This window comes from Xanthobacter autotrophicus (genome assembly GCF_029991245.1).
Classification (GTDB): domain Bacteria; phylum Pseudomonadota; class Alphaproteobacteria; order Rhizobiales; family Xanthobacteraceae; genus Xanthobacter; species Xanthobacter autotrophicus_C.
In genome coordinates this window covers 1-17,374 of record NZ_JAIVFO010000036.1, presented here as the reverse complement: position 1 = coordinate 17,374, position 17,374 = coordinate 1, and the positions used below count along the sequence as shown (strand labels likewise).

Sequence of the window (17,374 nt, the reverse complement as noted above, 5' to 3'; positions counted from 1 at the left end):
TTTGCTTCAGGTGCCTTCCGCCGCTTCGCAGGAGCGGCCGAGAAATCGGCCGGAGATGCTTTGGCGCGCCGGGATCACGTTATGGCAAGGCATCCGCTTCAGTCTATTGGGGTGTCTTGGCGGGCTTTGCTCGTGAATTGCCAAGTCTGCGGTAGACCGGCGCCGGCAACTTGGAGCAAGAGAGCATCTGCCCCGACCCGATCGGAACCCGCTCATCGGAACCTGATCCAGGAGACATCATGCCCCGCGCCGTCGCCGGCCCCGAGATCGAGCGCCTGATCCAGCTTATCGCCCGCCTGCCTGGGCTCGGGCCGCGCTCGGCGCGCCGGGTGGCACTGCATCTCATCAAGAAGCGCGAGGCCCTGATGGCGCCGCTCGCCGCCGCCCTGACGGATGCGCTGGGGAAAATCGTGGAATGCCGCCGTTGCGGCAATGTCGATGTCTGCGATCCCTGCACCATCTGCACCGACGCCTCGCGCGACCGGCGCACCCTCGTGGTGGTGGCGGACGTGGGCGATTTGTGGGCGCTGGAGCGGGCTGGCGCCCTCAATGCCCCCTATCACGTGCTTGGCGGCGTGCTCTCGCCCCTCGACGGGGTGGGACCGGAGGACCTCAACCTCGCCAGGCTGGTCACCCGGGTGCATGAGGACGAGGTGGGCGAGGTCATCCTGGCCCTCGGCGCCACCGTCGATGGGCAGACCACCGCCCATTACATCACCGATCTCCTGCGGGAGGCTCACGTGCGGGTGACCCGCCTCGCCCAGGGCGTGCCGGTGGGCGGCGAACTCGACTATCTCGACGAGGGCACCCTGTCTGCCGCCATCCGCGCCCGCACGCAGATGTGAGGGTTTCCCGCGGGGGCGGCTGCAGCCGCTGTTACTGCAGCATCCGTTCGAAATTGATCACGAACAGCTTGGGGTCCGGCTTCTTGTTAACCTGCAGGTTGGAAAGCGTGACCTGTGTATCGTAGCCCTGCGGATCGGTGATGATCCACTGCTTCAGCGCGGATGTCTTGGCATCGAACAGGATCAGCAGTCGATAGGTGCCCATCATGGGCACCTGCTCCTGAATGATCACCGAGATGAACTTGTCGTCCTGGAACACGCCCGCCACATGGGGATCGCTGGCAAGGTCGATGCGCTCCGCCAGCAGGAAGCGCAGGGGCGTCTGCGACAGGGGCGTGATGTCCTGGGTGTTCAGCTTGCGGTCGCGCACCGCCACCGACTGGCCGTTGGCGATCAGCTCCACCGGGCTCGGCGCATCGTATTCGAAGCGCACGCGGCCGGGCTTCTGCATGTAGACGTCGCCGGTGCGGCGGGTGCCGTCCGGATCGATCTGGGTGAAGTTGCCGGTCAGCGACTGCACCGAATTATAGTAGCTGGTAATGCGATCGACGGTGGCGCGGGGCGCCCGTCCGTCCGGGTTGGCGGCGGCAACCTGCACCTGCGGCGGCGCCGCCTGGGCGACCGAGACAGAGGGCGCGCCGGGCTTCTGTGGCGGCAGGGGAGCGGCGTTGGGCGCGCTCTGCTTGGCCTGCGGCTTCATCAGGTCGCCGGGGGGCAGGATGGTCTGGGCCGAGGCGGCGCCGCCCGACAGCACGGCGAAGGTCGCAGCAAGGCAGCCGGCGCCGGCGAGGCTGCGCGCGAGCGGCGACAGGCAGCGGCGGACGCGGGACGAGGCGGGTGGGCGGCTCGGCATCATTGAGGGTCTCTGGCGCGCGGCGTTCGGGACGGGAAGTGCGAAACCTGAAGTCTGGTTCCGACCCCGCCCCGGCGCAGGCTGATCGGAGGAACATCTTGTCAATATAGACCTTGCCCAAGGCGTATGGCGATCCTGTGGCCTGGCATTGCGTGCGCGCAAGTCCGCCGGCGAATACCGTTGCAGGCACCGGGTGTAGAGCGCAGGGGTTTTATACCAACGGCCCCGGTCTTTGACCGGGGCCGGGAGGGTTTTACTCGGCCGCCTCTTCCGGCATCAGGATCTCGCGCTTGCCGGCATGGTTGGGGGCGGCGACAAGGCCTTCCTTCTCCATGCGCTCCACCAGGGATGCGGCGCGGTTGTAGCCGATCTGCAGCCGGCGCTGGATGTAGGAGGTGGAGCACTTGCGGTCGCGCATGACCACGGCGACCGCTTGCGAATAAAGGTCCTGCCCCTCCTCGCCGAAGCCGCCCTTGTCGAATACCGCGCCGTCCGCGTCCTCCTCGTCGGTTTCGGCGGTCACCGCCTCCACATAGGAGGGCACGCCCTGGGCTTTCAGGTGCTTCACCACGCTCTCCACCTCCTCGTCGGAGACGAAGGGGCCGTGCACGCGGGAGATGCGCCCGCCGCCGGCCATGTAGAGCATGTCGCCCTGGCCGAGCAGCTGCTCGGCGCCCATCTCGCCGAGGATGGTGCGGCTGTCGATCTTGCTCGTCACCTGGAACGAGATGCGGGTGGGGAAATTGGCCTTGATGGTGCCCGTGATCACGTCCACCGAGGGGCGCTGGGTGGCCATCACCAGGTGGATGCCGGCGGCGCGGGCCATCTGGGCGAGGCGCTGGATGGCGCCTTCGATGTCCTTGCCGGCCACCAGCATCAGGTCGGCCATCTCGTCCACGATGACCACGATATAGGGCAGGGGCTCGAGGTTCATCTCCTCGCGCTCGTAGATGGCCTCGCCGGTGTCATGGTCGAAGCCGGTCTGCACCGTGCGGGCCAAGGTCTCGCCCTTGTCGGTGGAATCCTTCACCCGGGCGTTGAAGCCGTCGATGTTGCGGACGCCCAGCTTCGACATCTTCTTGTAGCGGTCCTCCATCTCCTTCACCGCCCACTTCAGGGCCACCACCGCCTTCTTGGGATCGGTGACCACGGGGGCGAGGAGATGCGGGATGCCGTCGTAGACGGACAGCTCCAGCATCTTGGGGTCCACCATGATGAGGCGGCACTGCTCCGGCTTCAGCCGGTAGAGCAGGGAGAGGATCATGGTATTGATGGCCACCGACTTGCCCGATCCGGTGGTGCCGGCCACCAGCAAATGCGGCATGCGGGCGAGGTCCACGATCACCGGATCGCCGCCGATGGTCTTGCCCAGCGCGATGGCGAGCTTGTGGCCCGAATCGCCGAAATCCTTGGTGGCGAGCAGCTCGCGCAGCAGCACCTTCTCGCGCTTCTGGTTGGGCAGCTCGATGCCGATGGCGTTGCGGCCCGGCACCACGGCCACGCGCGCCGACACCGCGCTCATGGAGCGGGCGATGTCGTCGGCCAGGCCGATGACGCGGGACGACTTGATGCCGGGCGCCGGCTCCAGCTCGTAGAGGGTGACCACGGGGCCGGGGCGCACCTGGCCGATCTCGCCGCGCACGCCGAAGTCCTCCAGCGTGCCCTTCAGTTCCTTGGCGGTGTCGGCCAGCGCCTCCGGGCTCATGGCCGGGGCCTTGGTTTGAACCGCAGGGGTCAGGAGGTCGAGGGCGGGGTGCTGGTAGCCGCCACGACGGGACCCGCGCCGTCCGCCGGCATCGCGCCGGTTGGAGCGCCCGCGCGCGTCGCCGCTGCCGAGATCCTGCGCGGCTTCGGCTTTCGGCTCCAGGGTCGCACCGGCGCCGCTGAGGCGGGGTTCCTGGCGCTCGCCACCGCGCCTTGGAGCCGCGCCTGCCGCGTCCGCGCCGCGGGGTGCCGCGTCACGCCTGCGGCCGAGGAGCCCGGCGACGTTGATGCGGGCCTTCCAGGACAGAAAAGTGTGGGTGAGCGCGCCGAGGGACACGGCGGCGCCGTCGTCCTCCTCGTCCTCGTCGCCCATCTCGCCGGGCAGCTCGGTGTCGGGGGCGACCTTCAGGGGCGTGCGCCGTCCGCCGCTCACCGCGAGGAACAGGCCGGTGGTGCCGAAGGCAAGGCCCGCCGCGCCGATGACCAGGGCATCGATGACCGAGGCCGCCGAGCCGCGCACCACGCCCAGCGCCCGGGGAAACAGATCGCCCAGAGCCCCGCCCATGCCGGTGAGGCCGGGCCAGGTGTCAGGCCGGGGCAGGGCGCCGAGGAAGGCGGTGGCCCCCAGCACGCCGATGAGCCAGCAGGTGGTGCGCATGCGCTCGCGGCTGAAGGGGCGGTGGGTCACCAGCCGCCAGCCGTAATAGAGCGGCGGCAGCAGCACCGCGAGGGCGGCGAGGCCGAACAACTGCACCAGCAGGTCCGCCACCACCGCGCCGGGCCAGCCCAGAAGGTTGGTGACCGGGGCATGGGTGGCGTTGGACAGGCTGGGGTCCGAGGCCGACCAGGAGCCCAGCGCGACGAAGGAGGTCAGCGTCGCGATGATGAGGCTGGTGCCGACGATTTCGCGGCCACGCCGCCGCACGGCGAGCCGCACGCCCTCGGGGATGAGGTCGAAGCGCGGGGCGGCGGGCGGCATGCGGGTGTTCAGCACGGCATCGGCGGTGGAGGAACGGCTTCTGGCCCTCGGCATCGGCGCAGCTCTCCTTCAGGTGAGGGCGGCGACGAGGCGGGTCAGCACCTCCTCGCAGGTGGGAAGATCCTGGACCAAGGCGACGCGCAGGAAGTCTGCGGCGGGGTTGGCGCCGGTCAGGTCGCGGCGGGCGAGATAGCCGCCGGGCACCGTGCGCAGGCCCTGCTCGCGCCACAGCTTCACCGCCGCCGCCTCGCCGCCCGACAGGGTGTCGGAGGCGAGGTGCGACACGTCGAGCCACAGGAAGAAGCCGCCGCCCGGCCGCTCATAGCCGAGGCGCCCCTCCAGCAGGCGGTCGGCGAGGTCGAACTTGGCGCGGTAGAGATCGCGGGAGGCGGTCACATGGACCTCGTCCTCCAGCGCCGCCACCGCCACCGCCTGCAACGGCTCCGGCACCTGCGGCGCCGCCACCCAGCGGAAGGCGAGGAAATCCTTCAGGAAGGCCGGATCGCCGGCGCAGAAGCCGCAGCGCAGGCCAGGCAGGGACGAGCGCTTCGACAGGGAGTTGAAGGCCACCGCCCGGCTGAAGTCGCCGCCCGCCACTTCCAGGATGCCGGCGGGCTTTTCCGCGCCCAGGTAGATTTCCGAATAGCACTCGTCCGAGAACAGGAAGGCCCCGTGCCGGCGCGCCAGCTCCAGCGCCCGGCCGAGATAGGCGGCAGACGCGATGGAGCCCTGCGGATTGGCGGGGGAGGCGATGTAGAGCGCCACCGTACGGTCGAGGAGGTCCTTGTCGAGGGCGTCGAGGTCGGGCAGCCAGCCGCTGTCGCGGGAGGTGGGCACCACCACCGCCTCGCAGCCGGCCGCCTCCGCGCCGGCGGCATAGGCGGCGTAGAAGGGGTTGGGCAGCAGCATGGCGGGGCGGCCCTTGGCTCCCTTCTTGGGATCGGTCAGCCGCCGCGCCACGATGGCGGCGGAGAACAGGCCCTCGCGGGAGCCGTTGAGCGCCAGCACCTCGCGGTCCGCATCGATGGGGCGGGCCAGGGCATAGCGCTGCGCCAGCCAGCGGGCGGCGGCGGCGCGGAAAGTGGGGGTGCCCTCGGCACGGGGATAGCGGCCGAAGCCGGGCAGCGCCTGCGCCAGCACCGGGCCGACGAAGGCGGGCATGGCGTGCTGCGGCTCGCCCACCGCCGCGCTCAGGGGCTGGCGGCCGGGATCGATCCCCGCCAACAGGTCGGCGAGGCGGATGAAGGGCGAGCGGCGGTCCTCGGGAGGCGCGACGGGTGAGGCTGGCACGGCGGAGCGGTCTTTTCTCGCGGCGATCATGGTGGTCGCGAGAATGAAGCCCCGCCGGTTAAGGTGCGGCTAACTCAGATCGCAGGGGCGGGACCTGCGCACTCAAATCCGGGCAAGGACGTCGCGGGCCTGCCGTGCATCGGCCGCGATCTGGGCGACGAGGGCCGTGACGCCGTCGAATTTCAGCTCGGGCCGCAGGTAGGCGTGGAATTCCACTTCCAGCATCGCGCCGTAGAGGTCGCCGGAAAAGTCGAACAGATGCACTTCCAGCAGCGGGCGGCCATTGTCGAAGGTGGGCCGGCGGCCGTAATTGGCCACCCCGTCGAAGCGGCCCAGCGGCGTCAGCGCGCGTACCGCATAGATGCCGAAGGCCAGCTCCATGTCCTCGGCGAGGGCGAGGTTGGCGGTGGGAAAGCCGATGGTGCGGCCGCGCTTGTCGCCGTGCAGGACCTCGGCCGCCACCGCGAACGGCCGGCCCAGCATGTGCGCCGCATGGCCCACCTGCCCGGAAGCCAGCGCGCTGCGGATGGCGGTGGAGGAGATGGCGTCGTCCTCGTCCCGCATGGGGGGCACCACCGTGACCTTGAAACCGTACCGCCGCCCGGCGTCTTCGAGGAAAGCCGGGGAGCCGGCGCGGGCGCGGCCGAAATGGAAGTCGAACCCCACCGCGACGCCGGTCACATCATAGCGGCCCACCAGGATCTCGCGCACGAAATCCTCCGCCTCCATGGCGGCCAGCTGGGCGTCGAAGGGCAGCACGATGGCACCCTTCAACCCGCTTTCGGCGATGTGGCGCAGCTTGCGCGGCTCCGGCGTGAGGCGGAACGGCGCCGAGGCGGGATTGAAGAAGGTGCGCGGATGGGGCTCGAAGGTGACGGCGATGGCCGGCACACCGGCCTCGGCTGCCATGGCGCGGGCGGTATCGAACACCGCCCGGTGGCCGCGATGCACGCCGTCGAAATTGCCGATGGCCACCACCGGCCGCGCCAAAGCGGGCGGAAGCGGCACGCTGCCGCGCACCAGGAGAAAGTCGGAAGAGGGATCACCTGTCATCGGCGGGCGGCGGCCTTGCCTTGTCTTGTCGTCTCTGAGCGAAACATGATCTCGTGAAACATGATCTCGGCGAAACGCGGCGTCTCCCGGCGCAAACGCGCGCCGGCGCCGACGAGGAACAGGTGCTCTAGGCGCTGGCGCCGGGAGGCGTCAAGGGCACCTCACCAGGTGAGGCGGGGCATGACGCCCCGCGGATGGGCGTGGCCGGTGAACAGCTCGGCGAGGCTTTCGGTGTCCGGAATGGCGCCGTCGACTGATTTCAGCTCCTGGGCATGGATGCCGCCGGAGATGAACAGGCTGTCGAAGCCGGCATCGTTGGCCCCGGCGATGTCGGTGCGCAGGGCATCGCCGATGCCGAGCACGCGGGCGCGGTCGATGGCGCCGCCGCGGATCACCTCCGCATGGGCGAAGGCGGTGTCGTAGATGGGCCGGTAGGGCTTGCCGCACCAGATGGCCTTGCCGCCGACCTCCTCATAGGCCTTGGCGATGGCGCCGGAGCAGAAGATGAGGTGCTCGCCCCGTTCCACGACGAGGTCGGGATTGGCGCAGATCATGGGCAGGTCCCGGGCCTTCATGGCGGCGATGGCCTCGACGTAGTCGTCCGGGGTCTCCACTTCGTCGTGGAAGAGGCCGGTGACCACCACGAGGTCGGCCCCGGCGAGATCGGTGAGGACGAGATCGAGGCCCTCGAACAGGCCGAGGTCGCGCTCGGGACCCAGATGATAGGTGCGCGCGCCGGTGCGGGCCGCCAGCATCTCGCGGGTCACGTCGCCGGAGGTGACGATGGCGTCATAGGCGGTGCGCGGCACGCCGAGGCCGTCCAGCATCTGCATGACGAAGGGGTGGGGCCGCGGCGCGTTGGAAACCAGGACCACGGACGCCCCGTCCGCGCGCATGCGGGTGAGCGCGTCGCAGGCGGAGGGGAAGGCGGCGACGCCGTTGTGCAGCACACCCCAGACATCGCAGAGGATGAGATCGTACTGGCCGGCAAAGGCGGACAGTCCGGACACCAGAGGCGGTGCGTGGGGGTGAGACCTCTGCGTGCTGTTAGAGTGTTCGGCCATGGGGGCGTCTCCTCTTGTGCACCGCGAAATGCCATGACGGACGCCGAACCACAAGGGCTGCGACGGGCTCCGCAAAGCCTTTGGTTTCGGCGGGGTACGATGGTGACGGGGAGGGGCGGCACCGTCCGGTTCCCCGATCATCAGGCGGCGCCCGCAGCGGTATCCGACCAGATTGCCTCAAGCTGATCGCCGGCTTGGCCCAGCGCTTTCAAGCGTGAGCCAATGGGAGCGGAAAACGCTCTAGAGCATGTTCGGCAAACACCGGTTCGCCGAACATGCTCTAAACCTTTGTTTCATCGCAATTCCGGACGCAAAATTGCTTCGCACTTTTGCTGGAATTGCTCTAGGGGTGCCCCTTGCCCGGATGGCCGCCGCCATGCGGGTTGCCCATGCCGTGGGGATGCCCGCCGCCGTGCCCGCCATGCCCCATGCCGTGGGGCGCGCCGCCCGGATGCGCACCGGGATGGCCACCCGGATGGCCGCCTTTCGGCTGCTCCTTCTGGGCCACGGGGGTGGTGGACCGCGTCCGCGCCTCCACTCCCGGCACCTGCCGCACCAGCGCGCGGAAGGCGTCGCCGCGCACCTCGAAGTTCGGGAACTGGTCGAAGCTGGCGCACGCCGGCGACAGCAGTACCACCGGCTCCGTCAGCCCCGAGGCCTCGGCGTCCCGCGCGGCGGCTTCCACCGCCTTGTCGAGGGTGCCGACGATCTCGTGGGCGACCGTGTCGCCCAGGGTCGCGGCGAAATCTTCGGCCGCCTCGCCGATCAGATAGGCCTTGGCGACGCGGCCGAAGAAGGGCGCCAGCGGGGCGATGCCGCCGACCTTGGGCTTGCCGCCGGCGATCCAGAAGATGTTCGTGAAGCTCGCCAGCGCCCGCTCGGCGGCGTCCGCGTTGGTGGCCTTGGAATCGTTGACGAACAGGACCGGACCCTTGTTCGCCACCTCTTCCATGCGGTGGGCAAGGCCGGGGAAGCGGCTCATGGCCACGGTGATCACCTCGGGCGCGACCCCCACGCCGCGGCAGGCGGCAAACGCCGCGGCGGCATTCTGCGCATTGTGGGTGCCGCGCAGGGAGCCGATGCCGGTGAGCGGCAGGCGGAAGCGCTCGGCCCCGCCCTCGGACGCCACCAGCGTCTCGCCATCGAGCCAGATGCCATCGGCGAGCGGCCGCTTCACCGAGACGCGCATCACATGCTTGCCCGCCTGCTCGGCCCGGTCGGCCATGGCGGCGGAGAAATCGTCGTCCACGCCCACCACGGCGGTGCCGCCGCCCTCGACGCCGGCGACGAGGCGCTCCTTGACCGCCGCGTAATGCTCCAGCGTGCCGTGGCGGTCGAGATGGTCGGGGGTGACGTTCAGCATCACGCCCACGGACGGGTCGAGGCTGGGGGCGAGGTCCACCTGGTAGGACGAGCACTCCACCACATGCACCCGGCCCGGCTTGGGCGGGGCGAGGGAGAGGATGGCGGTGCCGATATTGCCGCCCATCTGCACGTCGCGTCCGGCCACCCGCAGGATGTGGGTGATGAGCGCCGTGGTGGTGGACTTGCCGTTGGTGCCGGTGATGGCGATGAAGGGCGAGCGCCGGGCGATGGCGTGCCGCTCCCGGCAGAACAGCTCGATGTCGCCGATCACCTCCGCGCCAGCGTCGCGCGCCAGCTTCACCGACCAGTGCGGCTGCGGATGGGTGAGCGGCACGCCGGGCGAGAGCACGAGGGCGGCCACGATCGTCCAGTCGATGGACCGCAGGTCCTGGACCAGGATGCCGGCCTCGCCGGCCTTGTGGCGGGAGGCCTCGGCATCGTCATAGGCGATGACCTGGGCGCCGCCGGCCTTGAGCGCTTCGGCGGTGGCGAGCCCGGAGCCGCCGAGCCCGAAAAGGGCGACGGTCCGGTCCTTGAAGACGGTGACGGGGATCATGGCGTTACGAAAATTCCGGTGCGGCAATGGATCGTCTCTTTTCCGTCTAGAGCAAGACAGCCAAAAGTGCGAATGCCTTTCGCAACCACAGAAGTCTTACGGGAAATCCCGTGGTTGACCGCCCGCAACATTCGGAACATTGAATGTTGAACGCGGGGCGCCGGATCGGTTCGGGAGGATCTGCCTGAACGGGAAATCCGTATCCCACGTCAATGAGAGAGCCTGTTTTGCCGCTCCCATGGCGATGCCATCGGGACGGAGCCGGCTCGGACACAGGAGGTGAGCATGGCCAATGTGGGTGGAATCGATCGCGTGCTGCGGTTCGTCGCGGGGGTGGTGCTGATCCTGGTGCCGTTCGTGGCGCCCTCGGTCCCGGCGCTGGCGGGGCTGGGCAACTGGGCCTGGCTCATCGGAGCGATGGGAGTGGTGATGCTGCTCACCGCCATCTTCCGCTTCTGCCCGGCCTATGTGCCGTTCGGGGTGAGGACGTGCGGGCGGGAGTGAGGAGCGCGGTTACCCGGAGCCGGCAGGGGAGGGCATCGTCGCCAGCGCCCGGCGGATGGTCTCCAGCCAACGCGGCTTTTCGTAGGTGAGCGTTCGTTCCGCCTCCAGTGCTCGGTAGTGGGCGAGGGCCTGCGTATGGAGCGCGAGTTCGGATTGGACGTGCAGGAACTTGTGCATGACGCTCATGCTTGCCGTGCCAATGCGGCACCAGGCATCGCGCTCAAGAGAGCTGTACTCGCTCTCTTTCATCTGGCGCCCCAGTTCCTGCCAGCGCGCATGCCACGGAAAGGCGGCCGGATTGCGCACAACCACCTCGATGGCGGCAAGGGTGAAGGCGGCGTATGGAGGTGTGGCCATCCATGCGCTGTCCTTGAGGTCGAGCAACGGGCCGATGTCTCGTGGGTCCTCCTGCTCGTACAAGATCGTTTTTTGCGACAGGAACCAGCGGCCCGGAAAATGCGGATGAGTTCCGCGCAGCCATTTCGATCCAGTGTGCTTCTGGAAGAAGGAATGCGGGTTCTCCGGCCCGACATGAACGATGCGGATCGCCTTGGCCATGAGGCGGTCGAGGCCGGCCTCGTCAAGGTCACAGCGGTCCTGCGCGTCGCGCAAGGCGAGGACCGTCGTCGTCGGAACGATGGAGGGAGCATAAGCAAGGTCGTCGGCACCCATCAGTGCAACAGAGAAGACACAGTCGCGCGGAGGACAGTCCGCGAACGGGCGAGTCTCGATTTCTGCGCCGAGGGCAGGGACGAGGTGGCGTAGGATGTCGACGACCAGCTCCGCGCCGGGGGTGCGCACGACACAGACCAGCGGCGCTGTCGCCCGGCCGTCATGCTGCCGGGCGAACCGTTCCAGGTCATTCTCCGTAGATTCACTCACCGCAGCTTCAGCGTCGCCAGTCCGGCGAGCGCCAGCACCACGGCGACGATCCAGAAGCGGATCACCACCTGCGGCTCGGTCCAGCCGAGCTGCTCGAAATGGTGGTGGATGGGCGCCATCTTGAACACCCGCTTCCCGGTGAGCTTGAACGACACCACCTGCACGATCACCGACACCGCTTCCAGCACGAACAGGCCGCCGATCACCGCCAGTACGATCTCGTGCTTGGTCGCCACCGCCACCGTGCCGAGCAGGCCGCCCAGCGCCAGCGACCCGGTGTCGCCCATGAACACTTGGGCGGGAGGGGCGTTGAACCACAGGAAGCCGAGGCCCGCCCCCATCAGCGCCCCGCACACCACCGCCAGCTCGCCCACGCCGGCCACATAGTGGATCTGCAGATAGTCGGCGAATACCACGTTGCCGGCGAGATAGGCGATGAAGCCGAACGAGCCGGCCGCGATCATCACCGGCACGATGGCGAGGCCGTCGAGGCCGTCGGTGAGGTTCACCGCATTGCCCGCCGCCACGATGACGAACATGCCGAAGATGGCGAAGAACATGCCGAGGTTCAGCAGCAGGTCCTTGAAGAAGGGGAAGGCCACCGAGGTGGCGAGCCCCGGCTTGCCCGCCGTCATGATGATCACCATCGCGACGCCGGCGATCACCGCCTCGATACCGAGGCGCGCCTTGCCGGACAGGCCGTTGTGGGTCTGCTTCGTCACCTTCAGGTAGTCGTCGTAGAAGCCGATGAGGCCGAAGCCCAGCGTCACCAGCAGCACCACCCAGACGTAGGGGTTGGACAGGTTCGCCCAGAGCAGGGTGGCGACCACGATGCCCGACAGGATCATGAGCCCGCCCATGGTGGGCGTGCCCTTCTTGGTGAGCAGGTGCGACTGCGGCCCGTCGGTGCGGATGGGCTGGCCCTTGCCCTGCTTCAGGCGGAGCGTGGAGATCATGCCCGGCCCGAACAGGAACACGAACAACAGCGCCGTCACCACCGCCCCGCCGGTGCGGAAGGTGATGTAGCGGAAGACGTTGAAGGCGGGAAACGACGCGTGGAATTCGGCAAGCCACTGGAGCATTGAAAATTTATCCTTCGAGCAGCGCGTCCTCGCCGGCGTGGAAACGCTCGGCGAGCTTCTTGACCAGGGGTCCCATGCGGCTGCCGTTGGATCCCTTCACCATGAGCGTGTCGCCGGCGCGGATGGCGGCGGCCACCATGGGTTCGAGGTGGGTGGCGTGGATGGCATAGCCGCCCCGCCGATCCGAGGGGAGCGCCTGCCACAGGGCGTGCATCTGGGGTCCGCAGCAATAGACTTGGTCGATCTTCGCGGCGACGATGGCGGTGGCGAGGCCGGCATGGTGCGCCTCCCCGTCCGGACCCAGTTCCAGCATGTCGCCCAGCACCGCGATGCGCCGCCCGCGTGTCCCCACCGGGGTGCGGCTGAGCACGTCGAGGGCGGCGCGCATGGACGCGGGATTGGCGTTGTAGCTTTCGTCGAGCAGGGTCGCCTGACCGCTCTTCACCTGCAGGCGCAGGGGCACGCCGCGCCCCGGCGGCGGCTTGAGGTGCGACAGGGCGAGGGCGGCAAGGGCCATGTCGGCGCCGGCGAGCCTGGCGGCGGCGAGCACCGCCAGCATGTTCTGCACGATGTGGCGGCCGGGCATGCCCACCTTGAAGGTGATCGGCGTGCCCATCACGTCCGCCACCGCCACCGAGCAGTAGGATTTGAGCGCGGCATCCTTCAGCCGCACGTCCGCCCCTTCGCCGGAGCCGAAGCTGACGATGTGCGAGATGCCGCGGGCCTCGGCCGCCGCCTTCAGGCGGTCGAACAGGGGATTGTCCAGGTTGAGCACCGCCGCGCCGCCCGGCTCCACGCCGTCGAAGATCTCCGCCTTGGCGTCGGCGATCTCCTCGATGGAGGCGAACTGGGCGATGTGCACCGGCTCCACCGTGGTGACGATGGCCACATGCGGGCGCACCAGCCGCACCAGGGGCGTGATCTCGCCCGGATGGTTCATGCCGATCTCGAACACGCCGTAGCGCGCCTCCCGCGGGAAGCGGGCCAGCGACAGGGGCACGCCCCAGTGATTGTTGTAGGAGGCGGCGGAGGCGTGGGTCTCCCCATCGGCGCCCAGCGCGATGCGCAGGGCCTCCTTGGTGGTGGTCTTGCCCACCGATCCGGTCACCGCCACGATCTGCGCCTGGGACCGCGCGCGGGCGGCGCGGGCCACGTCGGTGAGGGCGGCGAGCACGTCGTCCACCACCAGCAGCGGCGCGCCCTCGGGGAAGGCGTCCGCCCTGTCGCGGGCGACCACGGCGAGGGCCGCGCCGGTGGCGAGGGCTTTCTCCACATAGGCGTGGCCGTCGCTGTTCTCGCCGGTGATGGCGAAGAAGGCATCGCCCGGCGCAAGCGTGCGGCTGTCGATGGAGATGCCGGTGACATCGCGGGGCGTGCCGCGCACGGCGGCACCGGTGGCCTCCGCCATTTCGGCGACGGTATGCAGGACCCGACCGCTCATGCCAGCGCTCATGTTCATGCCGCTACCTCCTCCGAAGCACGCGTCGATCGGATGACGCGTCCTTCTTACCCCAAGTTGAGAGACGGGCTCGCAGAACTCGTCTCGAGAGCGGCGAGGACTTCCGCCGCGTCCGAGAACGGATATGTCCGGTCGCCGATGATTTGGCCGGTTTCGTGACCCTTGCCGGCAACAATGAGCGCATCCCCAGGCTGGAGCAGCGCCACGGCCGCCTTGATGGCCTCCGCCCGGTCGCCGATTTCCCTGGCCCCGTGGGCGCCTTCGAGGATTTCGGCGCGGATGGTGGCGGGGTCCTCGCTGCGGGGATTGTCGTCGGTGACGATCACCACGTCCGCCTTGGACGCGGCGATGGCGCCCATGAGGGGGCGCTTGCCCTTGTCCCGGTCGCCGCCGCAGCCGAACACCACCATGAGGCGCCCCGGCACCGCCGCCCGCAGGGTGTCGAGCACGGTGGCCAGCGCCTCCGGCTTGTGGGCGTAGTCCACGAACACCGGCCGGCGCGGGTCGTCGCCGATGCGCTCCAGCCGGCCGGGCACGCCCGTGAGGTGCGCAAGGGCATCGAGCGCCGCCGCCCGCTCCGCCCCGCAGGCGATGGCAAGGCCGGCGGCGAGCAAGGCGTTGTCCAGCTGGAAGCGGCCCACCAGCGGCACGATGGCATGGGTGCCGTCCGCGAACATCACCTTCTGCCCGGTGCCGGACCCGGTGGTGCCGAAGATGTCGAGGCCGCCCTTCTGCCCCTCGCCGATGGGCAGCAGTTTCAGGCCGCGCGTCTGCGCCCACGCCAGGGCATTGGCGGCGAACGGCGCGCCCGTCACCGCCACGGCGGTGGCCTCATCCGGCATCACCTGCGTGAAGAGGCGCAGCTTGGCCCGGAAATAGGCGTCGATGGTGGGGTGGTAGTCCAGATGGTCGCGGCCGAGATTGGTGAAGCCGCCGGCCGTGAAGCGCACCCCGTCGAGCCGCTTCTGGTCCAGCCCGTGGGAGGAGGCCTCCAGCGCCATGTGGGTCACGCCCTCGCCGGCGAGGCGGTCGAGGGTGGCGTGCAGCTCCACCGGATCGGGAGTGGTGAGGCTGCCATAGGTGGAGCCGTCCGGCGCCACCAGGCCAATGGTGCCCAGATAGGCCGCCCTGTGGCCGAGCCGCTCCCAGATCTGCCGCAGGAAGAAGGCGACGGAGGTCTTCCCCGCCGTCCCCGTCACCGCCGCGATCGTGGCCGGCTGGCGCGGATAGAAGCGCGCCGCCGCCAGCGACAGGGAGCGCCGCACGTCGAGGGAGAAGGCGAGCGCCACCTGGGGCGGCAGGACCGGACGGGGCGCGGTGGGCTCCATCAGCACCGCGCCGGCGCCCCGGGCCACGGCATCGGCGATGAAGCGGCTGCCATCCGCATGGGTGCCGGGAATGGCGACGAAGAGGTCGCCGGGCGTGATCCTGCGGCTGTCGGCGGAGAGGCCGAAAACGGGGTCGTCGCCCGCGCCGGCGGACAGGATGCGGGCGTGGCCGTCGAGGATGTGTCCGAGGGAATGGCTGGTCATCGGACCTCTTTTGGCATCCACCCGCGCCGGTTGTCACCCTCGACCTGAGGCCGCGTCCCGCGGGTGGTATCAACGTGCGGCCGAGGACTATTCCAAGAGCCGGCGCGCTTTTCTCGCCGACCAGGGCCAGGCCCGCGCGGCACTTGAGCGAAGTCCCTCAGTGCCGGTCGGCCACCTTGAGCGGCGTGCGCAGCAGCTGTTCCGCATTGGGCAGGTTCTGCCGGGGCGCGATGTTCAGCAGCGGCGCGATGCGCTCGATGATCTTGCCGGCGGTGGGCGCCGCGTTCCAGCCCGAGGTGGCGAAGCCGTAGGTTTCCGAGGTCGCCTTGGGCTCGTCCAGCATCACGAGGATGAGGTAGCGCGGCCTGTCCATGGGGAACACCGCGGTGAAGGAGGTGAGCAGCTTGTTCTTGGCGTAGCGCCCGTTCACCACTTTCTCGGCGGTGCCGGTCTTGCCGCCCACCAGATAGCCCGGCACCTCCGCCTTGGAGGCGGTGCCCTTCTCGGCATTGAGGCGCATGATGTAGCGCATCTTGTCCGAGGTATCGGGCTTCAGTACCCGGACGGCCACTTTCTGCGCTTCCTCGGGGGTGCGCTTGATGAAGGTGGGGGTGATGAGATAGCCGCCGTTCACCATGGAATTCACCGCCATCACCGCCTGCAGCGGGGCGACGGACAGGCCGTGGCCGAAGGCGATAGTGGCCGAGTTCAGTTCGCCCCAGCGCCGCGGCACGATGGGCTCGGCGCTTTCCGGCAGCTCGGTGCGCAGCCGGTCGAGCTGGCCCATCTTCTTCAGGAACGCCTTGTGGGCCTCCACGCCGAGGGACAGCACCATCTTGGCCGTGCCCACGTTGGACGAGACGAGGAAGATCTCGGGCACCGTCAGCACGCGGTTTTCGGCGTGATAGTCGGAAATCTTGAAGCGGCCGAAATGCATGGCGCCGCGGGCGTCGAACGAGGAGTTCAAGCCGATCTTGCCGGAATCGAGCGCCATGGCGAAGGACAGGGCCTTGAAGGTGGAGCCCATCTCGAACACGCCGGTGGTGAGCCGGTTGAGATAGGCGTCGTCCTTCGGGTTGCCGGGCACGTTGGGGTCGAAGTCCGGCAGCGAGACCATGGAGATGATCTCGCCGGTGTTGACCTCGGTCACCACCGCCATGGCGTGGAGCGCCGAGAACTTGTTCTTGGCCCGGATCAGCTCGTCGCGCACCGCGTGCTGCACCCGCATGTCCATGGACAGCTGGACCGGCTCCTGCTGGAGGTCGGTGGCGAACCCCGCGAGGTGCAGCTCGGCGAGGCCCCGGCCGTCGATGTATTTTTCAAGGCCCGAGATGCCCTGGTTGTCCACGTTCACGCCGCCCATGACGTGGGACAGGATGGGCCCGTCCGGATAGATGCGGCGGTTTTCCTTCAGGAAGCCGATGCCGGGAATGCCGAGCCGGTGGATGGAGCGCATCTGCGCCGGGGTGATCTCGCGCTTCAGCCAGGCGAAGCCCTTGCCCGAGTTGAGGCGCTTGCGGCTTTCCTCCACGTCGAGGTCGGGCAGCACCTTGAGCAGGCCTTCCAGCGCCTCGTCGGGATCGATGAGGCGGCGCGGCTCGGCGAACAGGGACGGCGACTTGACGTCGATGGCGATGATGTCGCCGTTGCGGTCGATGATGTCGGGGCGTGCCGAGGCGATCGCGTCCGAGCCGCGCCCGCGGGTGGCGCCGGGATCGGAGGTGATGGCCAGATGCGAGAGCTGCGTCGCGATGGCGATGAACACGGCGCAGAAGGCGAACATGATCAGCTTGATGCGCCCGCGGGCAACCGTCTCCATGTCGCCCCGGTCGAGGCCGAACAGGCCGCGCACCACATGCCGGCCGGCGCGCCAGGCGAGGTGGCTCAGGCGAACCGCGATGGCCGCCGCCACGGTCCAGGTGGCGATGGCGGCGCGGCGCAAGGCGCGCAGCAGGACGCGGCCGGCGGCGGCGGCATAGCGGCCGACGGTGTCCAGCAGCACGGCGCAGGCGGCGTCGGCCTTCTGGATTTCGGGACCCATGGCAGCTGCCGTATCGGCGGCGAAACGGGCGATGCGGGCGGAAAAGGGCGTCTTCTCGACCATGGCGACCTCTTCAGCGTTCCCCGGAGAACAGGCGCTTCAGCCCTTCGATGAGGTCCGGCCCGGGATCGGGGCGGGCCTCGGGGGCCGAAGGCGGCGCGGCGG

General features: G+C 69.2%; 13 protein-coding genes. 2 read left to right on the top strand and 11 right to left on the bottom strand.

All coding sequences use genetic code 11. The annotated features are described in order from the left end of the window. Positions 1–239 precede the first annotated feature (239 nt). Positions 240–845: a recombination mediator RecR gene (gene recR / locus K9U41_RS08685; RefSeq protein WP_282640445.1), complete on the top strand. Its 606-nt coding sequence runs from the start codon at positions 240–242 to the stop codon at positions 843–845. Between the two features lie 31 nt (positions 846–876). On the opposite strand, the gene K9U41_RS08680 is transcribed toward recR, so the two are convergent. The 6 genes from K9U41_RS08680 to murD form a co-directional block, all read right to left on the bottom strand. Then, entirely contained in the window at positions 877–1,701 is an 825-nt protein-coding gene (locus K9U41_RS08680; RefSeq protein ID WP_282640444.1) for an outer-membrane lipoprotein carrier protein LolA, read from the bottom strand. 250 nt (positions 1,702–1,951) lie between these two features. Continuing rightward, a complete protein-coding gene (locus tag K9U41_RS08675; protein WP_432715759.1) occupies positions 1,952–4,435 on the bottom strand; it encodes a DNA translocase FtsK in 2,484 nt (827 codons plus the stop codon). 15 nt (positions 4,436–4,450) lie between these two features. Beyond that, positions 4,451–5,701 carry an aminotransferase class I/II-fold pyridoxal phosphate-dependent enzyme gene (locus K9U41_RS08670; RefSeq protein WP_282640443.1) on the bottom strand — a complete coding sequence of 417 codons (1,251 nt, stop codon included), beginning with the start codon at positions 5,699–5,701 and terminating at the stop codon, positions 4,451–4,453. A 72-nt stretch (positions 5,702–5,773) separates the two neighbouring features. Beyond that, positions 5,774–6,724 carry a bifunctional riboflavin kinase/FAD synthetase gene (locus tag K9U41_RS08665; RefSeq protein ID WP_282640442.1) on the bottom strand — a complete coding sequence of 317 codons (951 nt, stop codon included), beginning with the start codon at positions 6,722–6,724 and terminating at the stop codon, positions 5,774–5,776. 161 nt (positions 6,725–6,885) lie between these two features. Then, a complete protein-coding gene (locus tag K9U41_RS08660) occupies positions 6,886–7,788 on the bottom strand; it encodes a TIGR01459 family HAD-type hydrolase (RefSeq protein WP_282640441.1) in 903 nt (300 codons plus the stop codon). Between the two features lie 343 nt (positions 7,789–8,131). Then, entirely contained in the window at positions 8,132–9,709 is a 1,578-nt protein-coding gene (murD, locus tag K9U41_RS08655; protein ID WP_282640440.1) for a UDP-N-acetylmuramoyl-L-alanine--D-glutamate ligase, read from the bottom strand. Positions 9,710–9,994: 285 nt separating this feature from the next. Here murD and K9U41_RS08650 point away from each other — a divergent pair, with 285 nt between their 5' ends. Next, positions 9,995–10,213 (top strand): YgaP family membrane protein, encoded by a 219-nt coding sequence (locus tag K9U41_RS08650; RefSeq protein ID WP_282640439.1) that lies wholly within the window; start codon positions 9,995–9,997, stop codon positions 10,211–10,213. Between the two features lie 9 nt (positions 10,214–10,222). Here the strand turns inward: K9U41_RS08650 and K9U41_RS08645 are convergent, their stop codons facing one another. The 5 genes from K9U41_RS08645 to K9U41_RS08625 form a co-directional block, all read right to left on the bottom strand. Continuing rightward, the gene (locus K9U41_RS08645) at positions 10,223–11,095 is read right to left on the bottom strand and encodes a hypothetical protein (RefSeq protein WP_282640438.1); all 873 of its coding nucleotides are present in this window, start codon (positions 11,093–11,095) and stop codon (positions 10,223–10,225) included. Beyond that, entirely contained in the window at positions 11,092–12,177 is a 1,086-nt protein-coding gene (gene mraY, locus K9U41_RS08640) for a phospho-N-acetylmuramoyl-pentapeptide-transferase (protein ID WP_282640437.1), read from the bottom strand. Before mraY ends, K9U41_RS08645 begins: the two co-directional genes overlap by 4 nt. A 7-nt stretch (positions 12,178–12,184) precedes the next feature. After that, positions 12,185–13,636: a UDP-N-acetylmuramoylalanyl-D-glutamyl-2,6-diaminopimelate--D-alanyl-D-alanine ligase gene (locus K9U41_RS08635; RefSeq protein WP_282640436.1), complete on the bottom strand. Its 1,452-nt coding sequence runs from the start codon at positions 13,634–13,636 to the stop codon at positions 12,185–12,187. Positions 13,637–13,683: 47 nt separating this feature from the next. Next, positions 13,684–15,168, bottom strand: coding sequence for a UDP-N-acetylmuramoyl-L-alanyl-D-glutamate--2,6-diaminopimelate ligase (locus tag K9U41_RS08630; protein ID WP_282640435.1), 1,485 nt, complete (start codon positions 15,166–15,168; stop codon positions 13,684–13,686). Between the two features lie 157 nt (positions 15,169–15,325). Further along, the gene (locus K9U41_RS08625) at positions 15,326–17,272 is read right to left on the bottom strand and encodes a peptidoglycan D,D-transpeptidase FtsI family protein (RefSeq protein WP_282640434.1); all 1,947 of its coding nucleotides are present in this window, start codon (positions 17,270–17,272) and stop codon (positions 15,326–15,328) included. Positions 17,273–17,374: the final 102 nt, after the last annotated feature.